This window comes from Aminobacter sp. GW821-FHT11F06, from assembly GCF_058808215.1.
Genome location: NZ_JBXARL010000003.1, coordinates 653160 through 672943, shown reverse-complemented (window position 1 = coordinate 672943; position 19784 = coordinate 653160). Strand labels below are relative to the sequence as shown.

General features: G+C 62.8%; 20 protein-coding genes. 8 read left to right on the top strand and 12 right to left on the bottom strand.

Translation table 11 applies throughout. The annotated features are described in order from the left end of the window. Positions 1–42 precede the first annotated feature (42 nt). Positions 43–990 carry a tRNA (adenosine(37)-N6)-dimethylallyltransferase MiaA gene (miaA, locus tag AC1RTB_RS11120; RefSeq protein WP_492882082.1) on the bottom strand — a complete coding sequence of 316 codons (948 nt, stop codon included), beginning with the start codon at positions 988–990 and terminating at the stop codon, positions 43–45. Here miaA and serB point away from each other — a divergent pair. Both serB and AC1RTB_RS11110 read left to right on the top strand, forming a co-directional pair. Beyond that, positions 980–1867, top strand: a complete 888-nt coding sequence (gene serB / locus AC1RTB_RS11115; RefSeq protein ID WP_492882055.1) for a phosphoserine phosphatase SerB — start codon at positions 980–982, stop codon at positions 1865–1867. The two genes, miaA and serB, sit on opposite strands and share 11 nt — an antisense overlap. Then, on the top strand, positions 1864–2436 hold the full coding sequence (locus AC1RTB_RS11110) for a GNAT family N-acetyltransferase (protein ID WP_492882056.1): 573 nt from the start codon (positions 1864–1866) through the stop codon (positions 2434–2436). The genes serB and AC1RTB_RS11110 overlap by 4 nt, the downstream gene beginning before the upstream one ends. Before the next feature lie 11 nt (positions 2437–2447). Here the strand turns inward: AC1RTB_RS11110 and AC1RTB_RS11105 are convergent, their stop codons facing one another. The 9 genes from AC1RTB_RS11105 to AC1RTB_RS11065 all read right to left on the bottom strand — a co-directional run bounded on the left by AC1RTB_RS11105 (position 2448) and on the right by AC1RTB_RS11065 (position 9324). Then, positions 2448–2708, bottom strand: a complete 261-nt coding sequence (locus AC1RTB_RS11105) for a toxin-antitoxin system HicB family antitoxin (protein ID WP_492882057.1) — start codon at positions 2706–2708, stop codon at positions 2448–2450. Continuing rightward, complete coding sequence (locus AC1RTB_RS11100) at positions 2705–3127, bottom strand: putative toxin-antitoxin system toxin component, PIN family (RefSeq protein ID WP_492882058.1); 423 nt, start codon at positions 3125–3127, stop codon at positions 2705–2707. Before AC1RTB_RS11100 ends, AC1RTB_RS11105 begins: the two co-directional genes overlap by 4 nt. 66 nt (positions 3128–3193) lie before the next feature. Then, on the bottom strand, positions 3194–4702 hold the full coding sequence (locus AC1RTB_RS11095; RefSeq protein ID WP_492882059.1) for a DegQ family serine endoprotease: 1509 nt from the start codon (positions 4700–4702) through the stop codon (positions 3194–3196). A gap of 124 nt (positions 4703–4826) precedes the next feature. Further along, positions 4827–5012, bottom strand: a complete 186-nt coding sequence (locus AC1RTB_RS11090; protein ID WP_492882060.1) for a DUF2065 domain-containing protein — start codon at positions 5010–5012, stop codon at positions 4827–4829. Between the two features lie 3 nt (positions 5013–5015). After that, positions 5016–5957 (bottom strand): protease modulator HflC, encoded by a 942-nt coding sequence (gene hflC / locus AC1RTB_RS11085; protein ID WP_492882061.1) that lies wholly within the window; start codon positions 5955–5957, stop codon positions 5016–5018. Next, positions 5957–7060 (bottom strand): FtsH protease activity modulator HflK, encoded by a 1104-nt coding sequence (gene hflK / locus AC1RTB_RS11080; RefSeq protein ID WP_492882062.1) that lies wholly within the window; start codon positions 7058–7060, stop codon positions 5957–5959. Before hflK ends, hflC begins: the two co-directional genes overlap by 1 nt. A 149-nt stretch (positions 7061–7209) precedes the next feature. After that, positions 7210–7728 carry a dihydrofolate reductase gene (locus AC1RTB_RS11075; RefSeq protein WP_492882063.1) on the bottom strand — a complete coding sequence of 173 codons (519 nt, stop codon included), beginning with the start codon at positions 7726–7728 and terminating at the stop codon, positions 7210–7212. 42 nt (positions 7729–7770) lie between these two features. Next, on the bottom strand, positions 7771–8796 hold the full coding sequence (locus AC1RTB_RS11070; RefSeq protein ID WP_492882064.1) for a DUF4424 domain-containing protein: 1026 nt from the start codon (positions 8794–8796) through the stop codon (positions 7771–7773). 90 nt (positions 8797–8886) lie between these two features. Continuing rightward, positions 8887–9324, bottom strand: a complete 438-nt coding sequence (locus AC1RTB_RS11065; protein ID WP_476782027.1) for an Lrp/AsnC family transcriptional regulator — start codon at positions 9322–9324, stop codon at positions 8887–8889. Between the two features lie 129 nt (positions 9325–9453). Between AC1RTB_RS11065 and rocF the strand changes: the two genes are divergently transcribed. Further along, positions 9454–10374, top strand: a complete 921-nt coding sequence (gene rocF / locus AC1RTB_RS11060) for an arginase (RefSeq protein ID WP_492882065.1) — start codon at positions 9454–9456, stop codon at positions 10372–10374. Continuing rightward, entirely contained in the window at positions 10374–11426 is a 1053-nt protein-coding gene (ocd, locus tag AC1RTB_RS11055) for an ornithine cyclodeaminase (protein ID WP_492882066.1), read from the top strand. The genes rocF and ocd overlap by 1 nt, the downstream gene beginning before the upstream one ends. A gap of 4 nt (positions 11427–11430) precedes the next feature. On the opposite strand, the gene AC1RTB_RS11050 is transcribed toward ocd, so the two are convergent. Both AC1RTB_RS11050 and AC1RTB_RS11045 read right to left on the bottom strand, forming a co-directional pair. Next, entirely contained in the window at positions 11431–12609 is a 1179-nt protein-coding gene (locus AC1RTB_RS11050) for an acetate/propionate family kinase (RefSeq protein WP_492882067.1), read from the bottom strand. A gap of 5 nt (positions 12610–12614) precedes the next feature. Continuing rightward, complete coding sequence (locus AC1RTB_RS11045; protein ID WP_492882068.1) at positions 12615–15002, bottom strand: phosphoketolase family protein; 2388 nt, start codon at positions 15000–15002, stop codon at positions 12615–12617. A 214-nt stretch (positions 15003–15216) separates the two neighbouring features. Between AC1RTB_RS11045 and AC1RTB_RS11040 the strand changes: the two genes are divergently transcribed. The 4 genes from AC1RTB_RS11040 to AC1RTB_RS11025 are packed head-to-tail and all read left to right on the top strand — an operon-like array spanning position 15217 to position 19780. After that, positions 15217–15795: a hypothetical protein gene (locus AC1RTB_RS11040; protein ID WP_492882069.1), complete on the top strand. Its 579-nt coding sequence runs from the start codon at positions 15217–15219 to the stop codon at positions 15793–15795. Between the two features lies 1 nt (position 15796). Then, the gene (locus AC1RTB_RS11035; RefSeq protein ID WP_492882070.1) at positions 15797–16459 is read left to right on the top strand and encodes an ABC transporter ATP-binding protein; all 663 of its coding nucleotides are present in this window, start codon (positions 15797–15799) and stop codon (positions 16457–16459) included. Next, positions 16452–17135: an ABC transporter ATP-binding protein gene (locus tag AC1RTB_RS11030; protein ID WP_492882071.1), complete on the top strand. Its 684-nt coding sequence runs from the start codon at positions 16452–16454 to the stop codon at positions 17133–17135. The genes AC1RTB_RS11035 and AC1RTB_RS11030 overlap by 8 nt, the downstream gene beginning before the upstream one ends. After that, positions 17132–19780 (top strand): FtsX-like permease family protein, encoded by a 2649-nt coding sequence (locus AC1RTB_RS11025; RefSeq protein WP_492882072.1) that lies wholly within the window; start codon positions 17132–17134, stop codon positions 19778–19780. Before AC1RTB_RS11030 ends, AC1RTB_RS11025 begins: the two co-directional genes overlap by 4 nt. Positions 19781–19784: the final 4 nt, after the last annotated feature.

Here is a 19784-nt window from a genome sequence, read left to right as displayed (position 1 = left end):
CCATGCCGCGCCTTACGGAGGGTTAATCATTGCCAGCGTTTCCTATGCATCTGCCGCATCAGAGCCTCTTCCGGCCTCACCGCTGATCCGCTGCCATTCCGGCCCGAACTGGTTGCGGAACCATGTCGATTGCCGCTTGGAATACTGACGCGTTGCGATCTTCGCCCGCTCGATCGCTTCGTCAAAGCTCATCTCGCCGGCCATGGCGCTGGCCAGCTCGCGCACGCCGATCGCCTTCATCGCCGGCAGCTCCGGAGCGAGCCGCATGGCGGTGATCGCCTTCACCTCGTCGAGCGCGCCAAGCTCGATCATCTTGTCGAATCGCGCGTCGATACGCTTGATCAGCAGCTCGCGCTCGGGCTCGATGACGATGAAGCGCGCCGTGGCGAGGTCGATCATCGGGTGCCCCTTGTCGGCCTGCCATTTCAGGATCGAACGGCCCGACGCCTCCAGCACCTCCAGCGCGCGCACGATGCGCTGGCCGTCGCTGGCCTTGAGGCGCATGGCCACCGCACTGTCCACATTCATCAGCACCCGGTGCAGCCTGGGCGCACCCTCCTCATTGAGCCGCCAACGCCAACGGTCACGGATTTCGGTGGGGATTTCGGGCATTTCCGAAATGCCCTCCGCCAGCGCCCGAAAATAGAGCCCGGTCCCACCAACGAAGATCGGCGGCTTTTCGACAAACAGCCCGCTGTCGGCCAGCACCGCCACGTCGCGCAGCCAGGTGCCGGTCGAATAGGCCGTCGCCGGCGACATATGGCCGTAGAGGAAGTGGCGTACGCGCGTCAGGTCGTCAGCACCCGGCCGCGCGGTCAGCACGTTGAGCACACTGTAGACCTGCATCGAATCGGCGTTGACGATCACCCCGCCGTCGCCCGCGGCAAGGCTGAGCGCCAGCGCCGACTTGCCGCTGGCGGTCGGCCCGGCTATCAGGGTCGCGTTCTTGATGCGCCCCTCGCTTGTTCCGGAATTTTCGATGCCGCTGATCGCCACGCTGATTTCCCATCCGGACCGCGCTCTGCTGGCTCCGTCCCTTGCCGATAAGGCCTCTCGCGCCCTTGGTGCAAGCGGCTTTGTTTGGCTCGGCGAGGCTGTCGCCTGCGACATTACGCTGCCATCAGCGCTTTCCGCCGACGATGCCCATGCGGCGCTTGCTTCCGTCCTTGCCGGCGAGGCCATCGATTTCGCCGTTCAGGACAACGCAACACGTAGGAAAAAGATCCTGATCGCCGACATGGATTCGACCATGATCGACCAGGAGTGCATCGACGAACTCGCCGACGAGATCGGCGTCAAGGATCGCGTCGCCGACATCACCGCACGCTCGATGAATGGCGAGATCGCCTTCGAGCCGGCCCTGCGCGAGCGCGTGGCACTACTCGCCGGGCTCGATGCCTCGGTCATCAATCGCATCATCGACAGCCGCCTGACCCTTGCCTCCGGCGGCAAGACACTGGTCGCCACGATGAAGGCGCATGGCGCCTACACCGCGCTGGTCTCGGGCGGCTTCGACGTCTTCACCTCGCGCATCGCCAAGATGTTTGGCTTCGACGAAAATCGCGCCAATCACCTGATCGAGGCTGACGGCCGCCTGACCGGCAAGGTCTCCGAGCCGATTCTCGGCCGCGCCGCCAAGGCCGACGCATTGAACGAGATTTCCGCACGCCTCGGCCTCACCCCGGCCGATGCCATCGCTGTCGGTGACGGTGCCAACGACCTCGACATGATCCGCCTCGCCGGCTCGGGCGTCGCGCTTCACGCCAAGCCGTCGGTGGCAGCGCAAGCAAAGATCCGCATCGACAATGCCGACCTCACCGCCCTGCTCTACCTCCAGGGCTACACCAGCAGCGAGTTCACGCAATGAAAGAGATCCGCACCGAACGCCTGATCCTGCGCAACTGGGAAGAACGCGACCGCGCGCTCTTCCACCGCATCAATTCGGACGAGCAGGTGATGGAGTTCTTCGGGATGCGCCGCACCAGGGCGGAGAGCGACGAACTGTTCGACAAGCTTCGCGGCAACATCGACCGCGACGGCTTTGGCTTCAGCGCTGCCGAGATCGCAGCCACAGGCGAATGCATCGGCTTCGTCGGCATCAACCGCACCGACCTCGCGCCTTTCATCCCCCAGGGCACGATGGAGATCGGCTGGCGGCTCGCGCCCGAATTCTGGGGCAAGGGCTACGTCACCGAAGCCTCGGAAGCCTTGCTCGCCTATTGCTTCGAGACGCTGAAGCTCGACGAGGTCGTCTCGTTTGCGGTTGCGAACAACAACCGCTCGACCGCCGTCATGCAGCGTCTCGGCATGAGACACGACGCCTCAGGCGACTTCGATCATCCGCGCGTGCCCGACACGCATCCCGAACTCAAGCGCCACGTGTTTTACCGGCTGTCGAAAGCCGAATGGCAAAAGCAAAAAAAGGCGGCTACCTAGCCGCGCTAAAGCTATTTGCGTTCGCCCGGAAGTTCGTCGCCTGCTTCCACCGATCCGCTGGGCACCTTGTCAAGGATCGCCGAGAAGTCGTTGGCCGATGCCACTCCGGCACGCCGCCGCAAGAAATCGGCGGCTGTCTCGACGGCGCCGACCTTCTGGGCCACGGCCGATGCGATCCACTGATTGAGCGAGACACCGTCAGCTTTGGCCAGACGCGCAGCAGCCTCCTTTACCGACTGAGGAAGCTTGAGTGGATAAGTTGCCTTGCTCATCGCCTTAATCCTTGGAGCAATTCAGCGGGTCTGACTACTTTCAGTTCGAAGCGTTCCGAGACTTTTTCAAAATCCCGCATATTGTGTGTCACGAGAGCGTCCGCACGACCATTTACCGCGGCCTCGAGCACCATCTCGTCTTTTGGGTCCGACAATTGCGGGCGCCACCGAAAGTGAACCTCGACTGGCTCAGCCAACGCCGCAAGACCTGATAGAAAGCGATCAATATCCGCGTTCGACAGGCCGTGCGCTGCGCGGTGTTCCGTCCGACGCAACACCGCCTCGTACTCAAGAAACAATGCCGTCGTCACCAGAGGGCGCAGCCGAGCCTCAGCGACATGGCTAAGGATCACAAAAGATGCGCCGCTCCGGCTCCGCAAGCCGGCCGCGAGTACATTGGTATCGAGAACGACACGCATCGGAGCCAATGTAGCACATCCTATAGGATGTCACCAATGGCTCCGTTCGTGGTCGGTCTCGTGGACTCAGTCCATGCGCAGCGTTACGAACCGCAGCTCGCCGGTCTTGGACGCCAGCATCAGCAACGCGTTCTTGCGGCCCTGTTCCTTGAGCGCGGCGATACGGTCCGTCACCTCTTTCGGCGTCGCCACCGATTCCTGGGCGATTTCGGTGATCACCTCGCCGGCAACGATGCCGCGCTCGGCTGCGGCCGAGTCCTTTGCAACTGATGTCACCACGACACCGGAAACTTCGGCGGCAATGCCAAACTTGGCGCGGGTGTCGTCGTTGAGGTCGCCGATGGTCATGCCGAGCACGCTGGCCGCCGCAACCACTGCCCCCTTGTCGGCACCTTCGGCCGGCTTGGTGGCTTCGCCCTCGGCCAGCTTCTCGCCGTCCTCGAGCCTGCCGAGCGTTATCTTGACTGTCTGCTCGACGCCCTTGCGCACGATCACCACGTCGACAGCCTTGCCCACCGGGCTTTCGGCAACAACGCGCGGCAGGTCGCGCATCTCTACGATATCCTTGCCGTCGAACTTGATCACCACGTCGCCAGGCAGGATCTGGCCCTTGTCGACCGGCCCACCCTTGATGATGCCGGCAATCAGCGCGCCCTTGGCGGTGGCCATGCCGAGACTCTCGGCGATGTCGTCGGTGACCGGCTGGATGCGCACGCCGAGCCAACCGCGACGCGTCTCGCCGAATTGCTTGAGCTGATCGACAACGCCGGCCGCGATCTCAGACGGGATCGAGAAACCGATACCGATCGAACCGCCCGACGGCGAAATGATCGCCGTGTTGATACCGATGACCTCGCCAAACATGTTGAACAACGGTCCGCCCGAATTGCCGCGATTGATCGCGGCGTCGGTCTGGATGAAGTCGTCATATGGGCCTGAATTGATGTCGCGGTTGCGCGCCGACACGATGCCCAGGGTCACCGTGCCGCCAAGGCCGAAAGGATTGCCGATCGCCATCACCCAGTCGCCGATCCGCATCTTGTTGGAATCGCCAAACTTCACCGCCGTCAGCTTCTTGGCCTTCGGATCGATCTTCAGCACCGCGATATCGGTCTTGGTGTCGGTGCCGACCAGCGTGGCTTTCAGCTTCGAGCCGTCGGAGAAGTTCACCTCGATCTCGTCGGCGTCGGCTATGACGTGGTTGTTGGTGACAACGATGCCCTGCTCGGCATCGACGATGAAGCCGGAACCGAGCGACTGCACCTTCTGCGAGCCGCCATTGTCCTGGCCTCCGCGGTTCTTGAAGAACTCATCGAAGAAATCCTGGAACGGCGAGCCTTCCGGCAGCTGCGGCATCGGAACGGCGTTCTCGCCCTCCCCGCCCTTCACCGTCTGTGACGTCGAGATGTTGACGACTGCGCCAAGCAGGCCTTCGGCGAGGTTGGCGACCGATTCCGGCCCTTGCGCCAAGGCAGGCGTGACGAAGGATGGCACGACGATGGCACCGATCATCAGCGCTGTCGTGGCGGCCAGAGAGGCCTTTCGCATGGCGCGCAAAAGGGGCGTGGAAATCATCAGGGAAGCCTCCCGGGGCTGTCTTGTCATTGATCGCGCCGGGCCGTCCGAGCGCGAAGCGTCATGATGAAAACAAATAAGGCCTGTTTGCGGCCATTGCTACCGGCACGGAATAAATCGTCCGTTATCCCCGGATGAGCCAGACGACGCCGACACCGATGACGATCGCGGCAAGGCCCACAGTCCTGAGCAGGGCGTCAGGCATTTCAGTCACCTGCGCCGCCATCTTCTTGGCGGCGGAAGGAAAGCCGCCATAGACCAGGCCCTCGAAAACGAGAACCAGGCCTATGGCGACGATAAAGTCCTGCACTGCTTAGTTGCTGGTGCTGGGGGTTGCGACGCCGGCCGCGGGGGCTGGCGTTGCCTTGGCTGCCGGCGCTTTGCCGCTGTCGCGGAAGTAGCGGAAGAACTCCGATTCCGGCGACAGCACCATTGTCGTGCCGTCGGCATTCAATGCGGTGCCGTAGGCGCTCATCGACCGGTAGAAGTCGAAGAACTCAGGATCGCGGTTGAAGGCATCGGCGAACACGGCGGAGCGCTGGGCTTCGCCTTCACCGCGCAGGATTTCCGATTCCTTCTGCGCTTCGGCGACAGTCTCGACCACTTCGCGGTCGGCACGGGCGCGGATGCGCTGTGCCGCTTCGCGTCCGCGTGCCCTCAGCCTTTCGGCCTCGGCCAGACGTTCGGCCTTCATGCGGTCGTAGGTCTGCTGCGACACCTCGGCGGTCAGATCCGTACGGCGGATGCGGACATCCTGGATCTCAAGGCCAAGCGATGTCGCGTCAGGCTGTAGCTGGTCGCGAACTTCGCGCATCATCGCGGCACGCTCTTCCGAGAGCGCCGCTTCGAAGCCGCGCACGCCGTATACCCGGCGCAGGGCCGCGTCGAAGCGGGTACGCAGACGCTGTTCGGCCAGTTCCACGCTGCCCGACACGGTCTGCCGGAACTTGCGCGCATCGTTGATACGATAGGCGATGAAGGCATCGACATCGTAGAACTTGCCGCCCGAGACCTGGACGCGGATATCGTCGAGGTCGAGCCGCATGACGCGGTCCTCAATGACCTGCACATTGTCAGCCTCAAACATCGAGAACGGTGCCTTGAAGTAGATGCCGGGCTCGGTTTTGACGTCGACGATTTCGCCGAAGCGCAGCACGATGACCTGCTGGCGTTCATTGACCACGAAGATCGACGACCAGATCAGAATCAGGACGATGACGGCGAAGACGCCGATAATGGGGAGACGATTTGACATTACTTGCCTCCCGCCGCTGCCGGAGCGCGCTTCTGTAGTTCAGGTAGCGGGAGATAGGGCACCACGCCCTGCCCGTTGCCTTGCTCGACGATCACCTTGCTGGAGCCCTGAAGCACCTTTTCCATGGTCTCGAGATAGAGGCGCTTGCGGGTCACGTCAGGCGCCTTGGCATATTCGTCATAGACCGAGATGAAGCGCTGGGCCTCACCTTCGGCTTCCTGGACAACGCGGTTCTTGTAGGCTGCCGCGTCTTCACGGACCTGAGCCGCTTCACCGCGCGCCTGGCCGAGCTTCTGGTTGGAATACTGGTTGGATTCCTCGACGAAGCGGTCCTCGTCCTGTTCGGCACGCTGCACTTCATCAAATGCATCGGCCACTTCGCGCGGCGGTGCTGCGTCCTCGATCGAAATCGCGTTGACCGAAAGGCCTGCGCCATAGTCGTCGAGCGTCGCCTGGATGATGTCGCGCACGCCCGCAGCGATGCCCTGGCGGTCGTCGCGGAAGATGTCTTGCGCTGGCCGGCGCCCGACCACTTCGCGCATGGCGCTTTCAGCGATCTGGCGAACCATGATGTCGGGTTCGGAGACGTTGAACAGATAGGCCTCCGGGTTGGAGACCTGATAGGCGACGGAGAATTTCACATCGACGATGTTCTGGTCGCCCGAAAGCATCAGGCCAGACGACGTGTTGCCACGCACCTCGCCGATATCGACAAGCTTTTCAGCCGTGTTGACCTTCTCGACCGTCTCGATCGGCCACCAATGGAAGTGCAGACCCGGCTGCGACAGTTCCTGCTTGGGCTTGCCGAAACGCAGTTCGACGGCGAGTTCGTCAGGCTGCACGGTGTAGATCGACTGGAACGCCCAGAACGCGATCAATCCCGCTCCGATAAGGCCGAATAGCACGGCACTCGAACCGCCGCCGCCCGGAAGCGCGCGCTTCAGCTTGTCCTGGCCCCGGCGAATGATGTCTTCGAGATCGGGAGGAGAACCCTGCGGTCCACTTGGTCGAGGTCCTTGCCCCCATGGGCCACCGCCGCCTCCGCCACCGCTGCCGCCGCCCCATGGGCCGCCGCCGCCTCCACTTTGATTGTTCCAGGGCATGAATGTCCTTTCAACTACGAAACAATGGCGGCCGCGCCTGAGACGGCCGCTTAATTACTGACACCATCTATAGTGATACGAGCAAGCGCTTTCAACGCGACGGCCCGTAAGTGCCTCTGATTTCACTACATATGTATGAAGCCGTGCCCTCAATGCACCTCGCGGCGCTTCTCGTAAACTGTGTAGCGTGTCGCATGGCTGTCTTTCTCGCCTGCGGGAAAGTCCTGCGAGCTTGCGACAGCCCAGATGTTCGGCTCGATCGCGGGAAAGCGCGTGTCGCCGTCGAGGCTGGCCAGCACATGGGTGACATGCAGCCGATCGGCGAGCGGCAGCGCCTGGCGGTAGATCTCGCCACCGCCGATCACGCAGATTTCATTGGCGCCCGGCATGCAGCGCCCCTTGGCTATGGCCAAAGTAATGGCGTCTTCGACCGACTGCACCGTTTCCGCACCATCGATTCGGTAGCTTGGATCGCGGCTGACGACGATGTTGAGCCGGCCCGGCAACGGCTTGCCGATACTCTCATAGGTCTTGCGCCCCATGATGATCGGCTTGCCCATGGTGTCGGCCTTGAAGCGCTTGAGATCGCTCGACAGCTTCCATGGCAGGCCATTATCGCGCCCGATCACGCCGTTTTCGGCAATCGCCACATAGATCGCAACGTCCATCCGCCGCCCTTCCCGTTCCAGACGAATCTCCCGCCCGGCCTGTCATCTCTGGGTATCGTAAGGCTGCAGGATCAGAATATCGACATCGCGCTCTGGATAATAATCCTCGGCGGTCATCTCGAAGATCGTTGGACCCGTCTTCTTCACCCCAGTCCCGCAAAAGCTGACGATGTTGGCTGGACCGCCCTTGTCGATGGTCAGCTTGAATTTGCCGATGGTGCCGAGCGCCCAATTGCCACCGGTCGTCAGCACATACGAAACCCGGCTCTCGCTATAGGGCGGATAGCCGTCGGTGGACACCTTCGCCGCCTTGGCCACCGCACGCTCGAACCCTTCGTCGAGGCAGTACTTGGCTTTATAGCCGTCATATTCGCCCTGGAATTTGCCATCCGTGAAAAAGCTGACGCCAGCCGTGCCGCCAACGCTCGGCTTGTAGCTATGCGCCACCTTCACCGGCTTCCCCGCAGGAAACGTCGCCTTCCACCAATAGGCCGAGCGCAGCTTCCAGAACGGCTCGCGCACGCGTTTCATGCCCGTGCCGTCGTCATATTCGCTGATGGTGATGATGCCGCGGTTCTGCCAATCGTCGGTAACCTCGTCCTTGAGCTTTTCCAGTGCCTTGTAGGTCGCCTCGCCAAACGGCAGGAACGGTATGCCATTGGCTACCAGATCGGCTGAGATATCCACCTCTGCGGCGAATGCGTTGTGCTGGAGTTCGGGCTTTATGTCGTTGCCGTCGATCGAAACCGAAAAGCCGAGAAAATTGTCGCTGGTCTCATCGGGCACGCCGGTCATCCAATCCGGACTGCCATCGATGTCGGGCATCGGAAACGCCACGACTGTTTCGATATCCTTGTCCGAATTGTTGCGGAAGACATAGTCGACCTTGACCTTGTCCATCGAGATGAACAGGTCCTCGCTCTCCATGGCGATCTGGTCGGTGCGACCGAGGATCAGCCCGCCGGTGCCGAGTTCGGCCGTCGAGTCGTTGGCCGATGCTGGTGCCGCCAAAAACAACCCTGCGGCAACGAACCAGGACCGCAGGCACATTGAGCTAATCGCCGACATTCGCCCTTCTCCTCCAAGCCAAACCCGCTCCGCGCAAAACAGTTTTATTTTGACGAGGGAGCGCAGTCCAGACCGGCCATCTCGCCGATACTAGAGCTTGGCCTTGGTGCTGCGTGGCGTGGCCAGCAAAATGCTGGTCTCGCTGCCGGTAATTCCGGGGATGAGCCTGATCCGGCGCAACACGGCATCGAAATCCGTCAGCGTCGACGTCCCCAGCTCGACCACGAGATCCCAGCGCCCGTTGGTCGTGTGGATCTGCGACACCTCCGAAAAACCGCCCAGCACCCGGATCACCCGGTCGGAAACGTGCCCTTCGATTTCGATCAGCATGATGCCGCGAACAGCCTGGCCAACAGCCTCGGCACGCAGGATGACGGTATAGCCGATAATGTCGCCGGACTTCTCCAGACGCTCCATGCGCGTGCGCACCGTGGCGCGCGAAACGCCAAGGTCAACGGCCAGATCGGAAATGCTTCGCCGCCCCTGATGGCGGAGCAGTGTCACCAGCCTTTTGTCCAAATCGTCCATCTTGGTTCCATTTTGCGCAATATGGCCTTCATATTGCACAATTCTCATATCGGATGTGTCACTTCAAGCGCTTCATTTTGCCAGGCCATGGCTGTTCAATGCGTGTTCATTTCACATGGGCGGCAACGAATGCACTGCAAGATTCTGGGAGCACCGGTTCAAGATGGAGCCGGCCGCATGGGCTGCGAGATGGGGCCAAGCGCGCTGCGCACGGCGGGCCTTGCAGCCGCTTTGACCGAACTGGGCCATAGCCTGACCGATCTCGGGACAGTGGTTCCGCAGCCAGTCCATGTCGCCGAACACAAGAACCAGGCGCTCAAGTCGCTGCCGGAGATTGTCGCCTGGACGGCAGCCATCGCGGACGCCGCCTATGCCGCCAGTGCTGAAGGCATGCCCATTTTCTTGGGCGGCGACCACAGCATGAGCGCCGGCACGCTTTCCGGTGTGGCGCGCCGCGCAGCAGAACTGGGACGGCCGCTTTTTGTGCTCTGGCTCGACGCGCATCCGGATTTCCACACGCTCGACACGACCGCCAGCGGCAATCTGCATGGCGTGCCGCTCGCCTATGCCAGCGGGCTTCCGGGATTCGACGGCTATTTCCCCGCCCTTTCTGCCAAGGTCGACCCCAAGCGCATCTGCACGCTCGGCATTCGCAGCGTCGACCCCGCCGAGCGCCAGGCGCTGATACAGGCAGGCGTCACCGTTCATGACATGCGCACGATCGACGAATATGGCATCGCCCCACTGCTGCGGGCTTTCCTCGAACGCGTCGCGGCTGAAAACGGGCTGCTGCATGTCAGCCTCGACGTCGATTTCCTCGACCCTTCGATCGCACCCGCTGTCGGCACCACCGTGCCAGGCGGCGCCACGTTCCGCGAAGCCCATCTGGCGATGGAGATGCTGCACGATAGTGGCCTCGTCTCCAGCCTCGACCTCGTCGAACTCAATCCATTCCTCGACGAACGCGGGCGCACCGCCAGCCTGATGGTCGACCTCACCGCCTCGCTGATGGGTCGCCGCATCATGGACCGCCCGACAAGGAGCTTCTGATGACAATCGCCAACCTCAACATCGTTCCCTTTGTCAGCGTCGACAACATGATGAAGCTGGTCCTGGAAATCGGCGTCGACCGTTTCCTCACCGAACTCGCCGGCTATATCGAAGAGGATTTCAAGCGCTGGGAGCTGTTCGACAAGACGCCCCGGCTGGCCTCGCACAGCCATGACGGCGTCATCGAACTGATGCCGACCAGCGACGGCCAGCTCTACGGCTTCAAATATGTCAACGGCCACCCCAAGAACACGCGCCAGGGCCGCCAGACAGTCACCGCCTTCGGCGTGCTCGCCGATGTCGGCTCGGGCTACCCGATGCTGCTGACCGAAATGACCATCCTGACCGCCTTGCGCACTGCCGCCACCTCGGCGGTCGCGGCGAAATATCTGGCGCCGAAAGGCTCAGACACCATGGCGATCATCGGCAACGGCGCCCAGTCGGAATTTCAGGCACTGGCCTTCAAGGCGCTGCTCGGCGTCAACAAGCTGCGGCTTTACGACATCGACATCGAGGCAAGCCGCAAATGCGCCCGCAATCTCGACGGCCTGGGCTTCGAGATCACCATCTGCGCCAACGGCCAGGAGGCGGTCGAAGGATCGCAGATCATCACCACTGTCACCGCAGACAAGCAGAATGCGACGATCCTCACCGACAACATGGTCGGCACCGGCGTCCACATCAACGCGGTCGGCGGTGACTGCCCGGGCAAGACCGAACTGCACCGCGACATTCTTTTGCGCTCGCAAATCGTTGTCGAGTACCCGCCGCAGACCCGCATCGAAGGCGAAATCCAGCAACTCGACGCCGACCACCCCGTCACCGAACTCTGGCAGGTCATCTCAGGGCAGACGGCGGGCCGCAACGACGAGCGGCAGATCACGCTGTTTGATTCGGTCGGTTTTGCGATCGAGGATTTTTCGGCACTGCGTTATGTCCGCGACCAGCTTCGCACGACCAAACGCTACGAGGAACTTGACCTCCTAGCCGACCCGGACGAACCTCGCGACCTGTTCGGCATGCTATTGCGCCATCAAAAGACGCTGGCGTAGGCGCTTACCCGGCCGCCATCTCGCCGATCAGCGCGCTGGTCTGGCGGGCGATCGTCATCTCTTCATTGGTGGCGATCACCCTGATTTCCACCTTGCTGTCATCCCAGCTGATGACATCGCCAGTCTTCGACGGGTCAAGCCTCACGCCCAGCCAGCCAAGACGGTCGCAGATCGCTTTTCTGATGCCGCCGGCATGCTCGCCGACGCCGCCGGTGAAGACCAGAAGCTCGAGGCCCTGGAGCGTATTGGCCATCGCCGCGATGTTGCGCGCGACACTGAAGACAAACAGCTCGAGTGCCTCGGCGGCACGCGGATCGTCGCTGGCAAGCAGCACGCGTGTATCTCCCGAAATCCCCGACACACCGAGCAAGCCCGAACGGCGGTAGAGCAGTTGCTCGACCTCTTGCACTGACAATCCCAGTGCCTGCTGAAGATACAAGATAATGCCCGGATCGATCGCCCCGGACCGCGTCGCCATCATCAGCCCGTCCAGTGCGGTGAAGCCCATTGTCGTATCCCGGCTTTTGCCGTCGACCATCGCGCACAGGCTGCAACCGCTGCCTAGATGCGCAACGACAGTTTTCTTCGCCAGCAGCCCCGGAGCTATTTCCCTGAGATGACGGGCAATGAACTCGTAGGACAGGCCGTGAAAGCCGTAGCGCCGCAGTCCCATCTCTTCATATTCGCGCGGAATGGCGTAGCGGCTGGCCGGTGGCGCGAGCGTGCTGTGAAACGCCGTGTCGAAACAGCCGACCTGCAACAAGTCCGGCCGCAGCTTGGCCAGCGCCCTGACTGGGCCGAGACTCGCCGGCTGATGCAGGGGCGCAATCGGCGTGAGCGCGTCTAGCGCCTCGATGACCTCATTCGTCAGGTGAACGGGAGCTATGAAGCGGCTACCGCCATGGACGATTCTATGCCCGACGGCCTCGATCTGTGCGCCAGTGAGCAGAGGAGCGAGAAAGCCGAAAAGCTCCCGCAGCAATGCGCCAGTCGACCGGTCGGTCGCGCTCAACGGGCTGTCGGCGAGAACGCGCCCGGCTGCGTCCTTGGCCGAAAATCGCGGCGTGTCGGCAAGTCCGTCGAAGCCACCCCGCATCAGCGGCTCGACCTCGCCTTTCGACACAGCCTTGAACACGCCAAACTTGAGGCTGGACGAGCCGGCGTTGAGGGCCAGAACGACCATCGGCGCTAGTTTCGCCAGGCCCAGTCGCGCACCTCGGGCATGTCTTCGCCATGCTCGCGCACGTAGCGCCAGTGTTCGGCCAGCTTGTCTTCGAAGCCGCGCTTGGCTTTCGCCCCGTCCGCTCCCAGGTCGCCGATCCTGTCGATCGCCTCGATGGCGAGATGATAGCGGTCCATCTCGTTGAGCACCGCCATGTCGAAGGGCGTGGTCGTGGTGCCCTCTTCCTTGAAGCCGCGAACGTGGAAATTGTCGTGGTTGTGGCGCCGATAGGTCAGGCGGTGGATGAGATATGGATAGCCGTGATAGGCAAAGATCACCGGCCTGTTGCGCGTGAACAAGGCGTCGAACGCATCGTCTGTCAGGCCGTGCGGATGCTCGCTGTCCGGCTGCAGACTCATCAGGTCGACTACATTGACGACGCGTATCCGCAAATCCGGCAGCGTGGTCCGAAGCAGGTCCACCGCCGCCATCGTTTCAAGTGTCGGCACGTCTCCCGCGCAGGCCATGGTCACGTCGGGCTCGCCATCGTCGCCCTCCGTCCCGGCCCAATGCCATATGCCGGCACTCGCCTCGCAATGGGCAATCGCCTCAGGCATGGCAAGCCATTGCGGCTGCGGCTGCTTGCCGGCAACAATGACGTTGATGCGGTCATAAGTGCGCAGGCAGTGATCGGTGACCCAAAGCAGCGTGTTCGCATCCGGCGGCAGATAGATGCGCACGATATCCGCCTTCTTGTTGGCGACCAGATCGACAAAGCCCGGATCCTGATGGCTGAAGCCGTTGTGATCCTGCCGCCAGACATGGGAGGTCAAAAGATAGTTCAGCGAGGCGACCGGCCGCCGCCAGGCCAGCCCGCGTGAAACCTTGAGCCATTTGGCGTGCTGGTTGAACATCGAATCGACGATGTGGATGAAGGCCTCGTAGCAGGAAAAGAAGCCGTGCCGGCCGGTCAGCAGATAGCCCTCGAGCCAGCCCTGGCAAAGGTTCTCGCTCAGCACCTCCATCACCCGGCCGTCATGTGCCAGATGTTCGTCATAAGGCTCGATGCCTTCCATCCACACCCGGTTGGTCACATCGAAAACGTCATCGAGACGGTTGGAGGCGGTTTCGTCAGGCCCCATCAGCCGGAAATTGCGCGTCTCGGCATTCAGCGTCATCACCTGCCGGAGCAGGCGCCCCATGGCGCGCGTTGCTTCTGAGGTGACGCCGCCGGGTGTTGCGACCTCGACGCCCAGCGAACGAAAATCCGGGAGCACGAGGTCGCGCTTGAGCAATCCGCCATTGGCGTGCGGGTTGGCGCCCATCCGACGCTTGCCCTTCGGCGACAGCGCCTGCAGGTCCTCGTTCAACCGTCCCTCTTCGTCGAACAGCTTTTCGGGTTTGTAGCTGCGCATCCACGCTTCGAGCAGCTTGAGATGACCGGCATCCTTTCTCGGGTCGGAAATCGGCACCTGATGCGCGCGCCAGAAGCCCTCGACCTTCTTGCCGTCGACCTCCTTCGGCCCGGTCCAGCCCTTCGGGCTGCGCAGCACGATCATCGGCCAGTGCGGCCGATCGGAGTTGCCGCCACTGCGCGCCCTCGCCTGAATCTCGGTGATCCGCTTGAGCGCGAAATCGAGCGTCGCCGACATCTGCCGATGCATGTCTTCGGGATCATCGCCTTCGACAAACAGCGGCTCATGGCCATAGCCACGCAGCAGGCTGTCCAGTTCAGACTTATCCATCCGCGCAAGGATGGTGGGATTGGCGATCTTGTAGCCATTGAGATGCAGGATCGGCAGCACGGCGCCATCATGCACCGGGTTCAGGAACTTGTTCGAATGCCAGGAGGCCGCAAGCGTTCCGGTTTCGGCTTCGCCATCGCCGATGACACAGGCAACGACGAGATCGGGATTGTCGAACGCCGCGCCATAGGCATGGACAAGCGCATAACCGAGCTCGCCGCCCTCATGAATGGAGCCGGGCGTCTCAGGCGCCACATGGCTCGGAATACCGCCAGGAAAGGAGAACTGGCGGAAAAGCTTGCGCACGCCGTCGATATCGCGGCCGATCTCCGGATAAATCTCGCTGTAGGAGCCTTCGAGATAGGTATTGGCGACCATGCCCGGCCCGCCGTGACCGGGGCCGCAGACATAGATCATGTCGAGGTCGCGCGCCTTGATGACCCGGTTGAGATGGGCATAGATGAAGTTGAGGCCGGGCGTCGTGCCCCAATGTCCGAGCAGCCTGGGCTTGATGTGCTCGGGTTTCAGCGGCTCGCGCAGCAACGGATTGTCGAGCAGGTAGATCTGGCCGACCGAGAGATAATTCGCCGCCTGCCAGTAGCGGTGGATCAACTCCAGCTCTTTGGCTTCGATTGTGTCTTGTCCACGGCCCGGAGCAAACTGTCCCATTCCAATCCCCTTGCATGCATTTAGGAGGCGTAAAACGAATGTTTCCAAACGATAGGGCATCGACGGCGAGACGTCATGTCAATTGTCCCCGCCTCGTCGATTGCCTCTCGGCAACCTTACGAAAGCGTATTGCACCCGCGAAGCGCCGGTAATCTGCCGATGTCATCTTGACTTGGGCGGTGGCCGCCGTCGAAGTGCAAGGAGACCTCTCGATATGATTCGGACCGCAATCCTGTCGAGCCTGCTTGCCTCGTTTACGACGGCGGCCTGCACTTTTGCCGCCGTGCCCTTTGCCATCGTCGCGGAACAACCGGTCCAGGCCGAGAAAAACCCGCCGGGCGACATTCCCGACACCCAGGTCTTCATCGATTACAAGTCCAAGGACGGTTACACGCTCAAGGTGCCGGAGGGCTGGGCGCGAACCGACATGACGGCGGGTGCGCGTTTCGTCGACAAGCTCGATGGCGTCGTGGTCACACTGTCCGACACAGGCGTGCCCCCCACGGTCGACAGCGTGCGCACGGATTATCTGCCGCAGCTGGAAAAGAAGGAGCGCGCCGTCAAGATCGACGACATCAAGGCGGTCAAGTTGCCTGCGGGCAATGCCATCCGCATCGCCTACAGCTCGAACTCCGAGCCAAACCAGGTGACCTCCAAGCAGGTCCGCCTCGAAAACCAGCGTTTTCTCTATTTCAAGGACGGCAAGCTTGTCGCGCTCGAGCTTTATGCGCCGCTTGGCGCCGACAATGCCGACCAGTGGAAGCTGATGTCGGAATCGTTCCAGTGGCGCTGAGATGAGCGTCCTGGCCGCCCACGAACTCTACCGCTTCTATCATGTCGGCGACGATGAGACCGCGGCCCTTCGCGGTGTCAGCCTTTTCCTGTCGCCCGGCGAGATGGTGTCGGTCGTCGGCCCATCGGGCAGTGGAAAGTCGACGCTCCTGGCCTGCCTGACCGGTCTCGACGAGCCGGACGGTGGCTATGTCATGATCGGCGAGCAGCGCCTGACACGCCGTCCCGAAGCCGAACGGGCGGCCATCAGGGCGGCGAATTTCGGTATCCTGCAGCAGTCCGGCAATCTGTTCCAGCACCTGACGGTCCGCGAAAACATCTGGCTGTCGATGCTTCTGGCCGGCAAGACCGACCAGCGGCGGCTCGACGCGTTGTTGCAGGCAGTCGGGCTTGCCCAGCGCGCGCAAAACTATCCGTCGCAACTCTCCGGCGGTGAAACCGCCCGCGCTGGCCTTGCTGCGGCACTCGCCGCCGACCCGCCCGTACTGGTCGCCGACGAACCGACGGCCGAGATCGACCGCGACACCGAAGAGCGCTTGCTTGAGCATTTCGAGGCCCGGCGGGTAGCCGGCAAGGCGACGCTGATCGCGACGCACAGCGCAGCCCTTGCCGCGCGCGCCGACCGCATCATCCATCTTGCCGACGGGCGGATCGACAATGGTTGAGCCGCTCGTCGTCACCTCCGCCATCTCCAGAAGCTTCGCCGACGGCGCGCATGACAAGCTTGTGGTTCTGTACGACGTCAGCTGCCGGATCGATGCAGGCGACCGCATCGCGCTCGTCGGCGCTTCGGGTAGCGGCAAGACAACGCTTCTGCACCTCCTGGGTGGGCTCGACGCGCCTTCTTCCGGCACGATCATGTGGCCGGCACTTGGCACGCGCGCCATGCTGCGCCCAGGCAAGGTGGCGTTCGTGTTCCAGACACCCAGCCTGTTTCCGGCGCTGACGGTCTTGCAGAATGTCGGCCTGCCGCTGGTCCTGATGGAAAGCAACGACGACGTCGATGCCAGGGCAGCCACGGTCCTCGAACGGTTCGAGCTGTCTGAGCTTGCCCAAAAGCTGCCCGAGGAGCTTTCCGGAGGTCAGGCCCAGCGGGTCGCCATGGCGCGCGCGCTCGTCACCGGCCCGCGCCTGGTGCTCGCCGACGAGCCGACCGGCCAGCTCGACAGTGCCACAGCGCAGCATTTCATCGATCTCACCATAGGTTTTATCCGCAACACCGGTGCCGCGCTGGTGATTGCGACCCATGACGAGGCGGTGGCGGAACGGATGAGCCTGCGCTGGTCGATCGATCGCGGCCAGCTTTCGCATCCAGCCGAGCCGCAGCGGAGGCGTGCGTGAACCGCCTCTGGCTCCTTGGCCTGCTGCGCCGGCGCTACGGGCGCCTTTTAGGTGCCGCGGCAGGCATCGCAGTGACCGTGGCGCTACTTGCTGCCTTGTCGACCTTCCTCGCCCAAAGCAGCAGCTCGATGACGCGTCGCGCGGCATCTGGCGTGCCGATCGACTGGCAGGTCGAAGCGGTGCCCGGCGCAGATCTCAACTCGATCCGCGACGCTATCGGCAAATCCGCTGCTGTCTCTGCTATCAGGCCAGTGCTTTATGCCGGCACGGACGGGCTCGAAGCCAGTGCTGGTGGCACGGTGCAAACGACCGGTCCCGGCAAGGTGATCGCCTTTGACGAAGGCTACCTCACGGATTTTCCGCAAGAAGTCCGGCTGCTGTCGGGCAGTGCCAGCGGCGTGTTGGCCGCACAGCAGACCGCCGCTAACCTGCATGTCCGTCCCGGCGACATGATCACCATCAAGCGGGTGGCGCTGCCGCCAGTCACAGTCCGGCTCGATGGCGTGATCGAACTGCCCGATGCCGACGCGCTATTTCAGGGTGTGGGCCTGCCGCCGCAGGCAGCTCCGCAGGCGCCACCCGACAATGTGCTCATCCTGCCCGTCGCCGAATGGCAGCGCATATTTGCACCGCAACAAGTCGCGCGGCCCGACACGACGCGCACGCAGCTTCACGTCCGGCTGGACCATAGCCACCTGCCCGCGAGGCCGGCCGACGCCTGGACGACGGTGACAGGGGCCGCCCGAAACCTTGAAGCAGCCGTGGCGGGACAGGCGCTTGTTGCCAACAATCTCGGCGCACGCCTTGATGCGGTACGCGGCGATTCGCTTTATGCGACTGTGCTGTTCTTGTTTCTCGGCGTGCCCGGCATAGCCCTGGCTTGCCTGCTGACCTTCGCTGTTACCTCGACCGGAGCGGGTCACCGCAGGGCGGAACAAGCCCTGCTCAGGGCCCGTGGCGCAAGCGTGCGCCGCATCTTGTTGCTCACCTCGGCCGAAGCGCTTCTTGTCGCAGTGGTCGGGACAACGTTCGGGCTGGTCATGGCACAGCTCTTCGCCAGGCTGCGCTTTGGCGGTGACGCCCGGCTTGGTGTCTGGGCCATTGCGCTGTCGGTGGCGGTCGGCCTCGTGCTCGCACTCGTTGCCTTCCTCACCCCGGCCTGGCGCGACAGCCGCGGCCTGAGCGTCAGTGCCTCGCGGCGCGCCATCGGCCGCGCCGGCGTGCCGTTGTGGAAACGCCTTTGGCTCGATGTTTTGCTGCTTTTAGGCGCGTTGCTGTTTTTCTGGCAGTCAGCCAGCACCGGCTACCAGGTCGTGCTGGCGCCTGAAGGCGTCGCCGCCACATCGGTCGACTACAACGCCTTCATCGCGCCGGCCTTGTTCTGGATCGGCTCGGCACTGCTGGCGATCCGCATCTCGGCGCGGATCATCGGCGGCAATGGCACGATGCTGAAACTTCTGCTCCGGCCGGTGGCGGGCAGGTTGTCGAGCGTCGTTGCGGCGGCACTTTCGCATCAGTCTCGGCGGATCACCTATGGCATCGCCATGACCGCGCTCGCCGTCTCGTTTGCTGTGTCGACGGCGGTTTTCAACACCACCTACAACGCCCAGGCCCGCGTCGACGCCGAACTGACAAATGGCTCCGATGTCACCGTCTTCGGCACGGCCACCCACCCGGCCGGCGCCAGGCTGACACAGCTCGCCGCTTTGCCCGACGTGGTGGCGGCAGCACCGATGCAGCACCGCTTTGCCTATGTCGGTGCCGACCTGCAGGATCTCTACGGCATCGATCCGGTGGCGATCGACGACGCCACCGACTTCCCCGACGCCTATTTCGCCAGCGGCAGGGCCGCCAATATGCTGGCAAACCTTGCCGAAACGCCCAACGGCGTGCTGGTCTCGCAAGAAACAGTGCAGGATTTCCAGCTCTCGGTCGGCGACACGATCAAGCTGAGGTTGCTGAACGCCACTGACCATCAATATCATCCGGTGCCATTCATCTTCATCGGCGTGACGCGCGAGTTCCCGACCGCACCGAAGGACTCTTTCCTCGTCGCCAATGCCGCCTACATCGCCAGGATGACCGGCTCGGACACCAGCGAATATGTGTTGATGCGAGCGAAAGGCGACCCCGCGGCCCTCGCCCGCGCCGCCTCGGCAGCACTGGCCGACGATCCCGCGTTGCAGGTCAAGGATGTCGGTTCGGCCGCCCACATCATCGGCTCCAGCCTGACAGCCGTCGACCTGTCCGGCCTCACCGCGATCGAACTCGCTTTTGCGCTGGGCATGGCGGTTGCCGCGGCCGGCCTGATGCTGGGGCTCGGCTTCCTCGACCGGCGGCGCAGCTTCGCGATCCTGTCGGCAATCGGGGCAAAACCGCACCAGCTTGCGGCATTCCTGTGGGGCGAAGGCCTGCTGGTGGCCGTGGGCGGGCTCGTCTTTGGCCTGCTCTCCGGCCTGACCATGGCCTGGATGCTGGTCAAGCTGCTGACTGGCGTGTTCGACCCGGCACCGGAAGCCTTGGCTATCCCGGCAACCTATCTGGCATTGGTACTGGTGCTATTGCTGGCGTCGATCGCCGCAGCCGTTCTGATGACCCGCAATGTCGGCCGGGCCAAGGCCGCGGAACTGCTGCGCGACCTCTAAAAGC

Bases quoted from the DNA above. Each gene is read 5' to 3' on its own strand.
- serB (WP_492882055.1), top strand. From the start codon at position 980: ATGCCGCTGATCGCCACGCTGATTTCCCATCCGGACCGCGCTCTGCTG.
- AC1RTB_RS11110 (WP_492882056.1), top strand. From the start codon at position 1,864: ATGAAAGAGATCCGCACCGAACGCCTGATCCTGCGCAACTGGGAAGAA.
- AC1RTB_RS11105 (WP_492882057.1), bottom strand. From the start codon at position 2,708: ATGAGCAAGGCAACTTATCCACTCAAGCTTCCTCAGTCGGTAAAGGAG.
- AC1RTB_RS11100 (WP_492882058.1), bottom strand. From the start codon at position 3,127: ATGCGTGTCGTTCTCGATACCAATGTACTCGCGGCCGGCTTGCGGAGC.
- AC1RTB_RS11095 (WP_492882059.1), bottom strand. From the start codon at position 4,702: ATGATTTCCACGCCCCTTTTGCGCGCCATGCGAAAGGCCTCTCTGGCC.
- hflC (WP_492882061.1), bottom strand. From the start codon at position 5,957: ATGTCAAATCGTCTCCCCATTATCGGCGTCTTCGCCGTCATCGTCCTG.
- hflK (WP_492882062.1), bottom strand. From the start codon at position 7,060: ATGCCCTGGAACAATCAAAGTGGAGGCGGCGGCGGCCCATGGGGCGGC.
- AC1RTB_RS11075 (WP_492882063.1), bottom strand. From the start codon at position 7,728: ATGGACGTTGCGATCTATGTGGCGATTGCCGAAAACGGCGTGATCGGG.
- AC1RTB_RS11070 (WP_492882064.1), bottom strand. From the start codon at position 8,796: ATGTCGGCGATTAGCTCAATGTGCCTGCGGTCCTGGTTCGTTGCCGCA.
- AC1RTB_RS11065 (WP_476782027.1), bottom strand. From the start codon at position 9,324: ATGGACGATTTGGACAAAAGGCTGGTGACACTGCTCCGCCATCAGGGG.
- rocF (WP_492882065.1), top strand. From the start codon at position 9,454: ATGCACTGCAAGATTCTGGGAGCACCGGTTCAAGATGGAGCCGGCCGC.
- ocd (WP_492882066.1), top strand. From the start codon at position 10,374: ATGACAATCGCCAACCTCAACATCGTTCCCTTTGTCAGCGTCGACAAC.
- AC1RTB_RS11050 (WP_492882067.1), bottom strand. From the start codon at position 12,609: ATGGTCGTTCTGGCCCTCAACGCCGGCTCGTCCAGCCTCAAGTTTGGC.
- AC1RTB_RS11045 (WP_492882068.1), bottom strand. From the start codon at position 15,002: ATGGGACAGTTTGCTCCGGGCCGTGGACAAGACACAATCGAAGCCAAA.
- AC1RTB_RS11040 (WP_492882069.1), top strand. From the start codon at position 15,217: ATGATTCGGACCGCAATCCTGTCGAGCCTGCTTGCCTCGTTTACGACG.
- AC1RTB_RS11035 (WP_492882070.1), top strand. From the start codon at position 15,797: ATGAGCGTCCTGGCCGCCCACGAACTCTACCGCTTCTATCATGTCGGC.
- AC1RTB_RS11030 (WP_492882071.1), top strand. From the start codon at position 16,452: ATGGTTGAGCCGCTCGTCGTCACCTCCGCCATCTCCAGAAGCTTCGCC.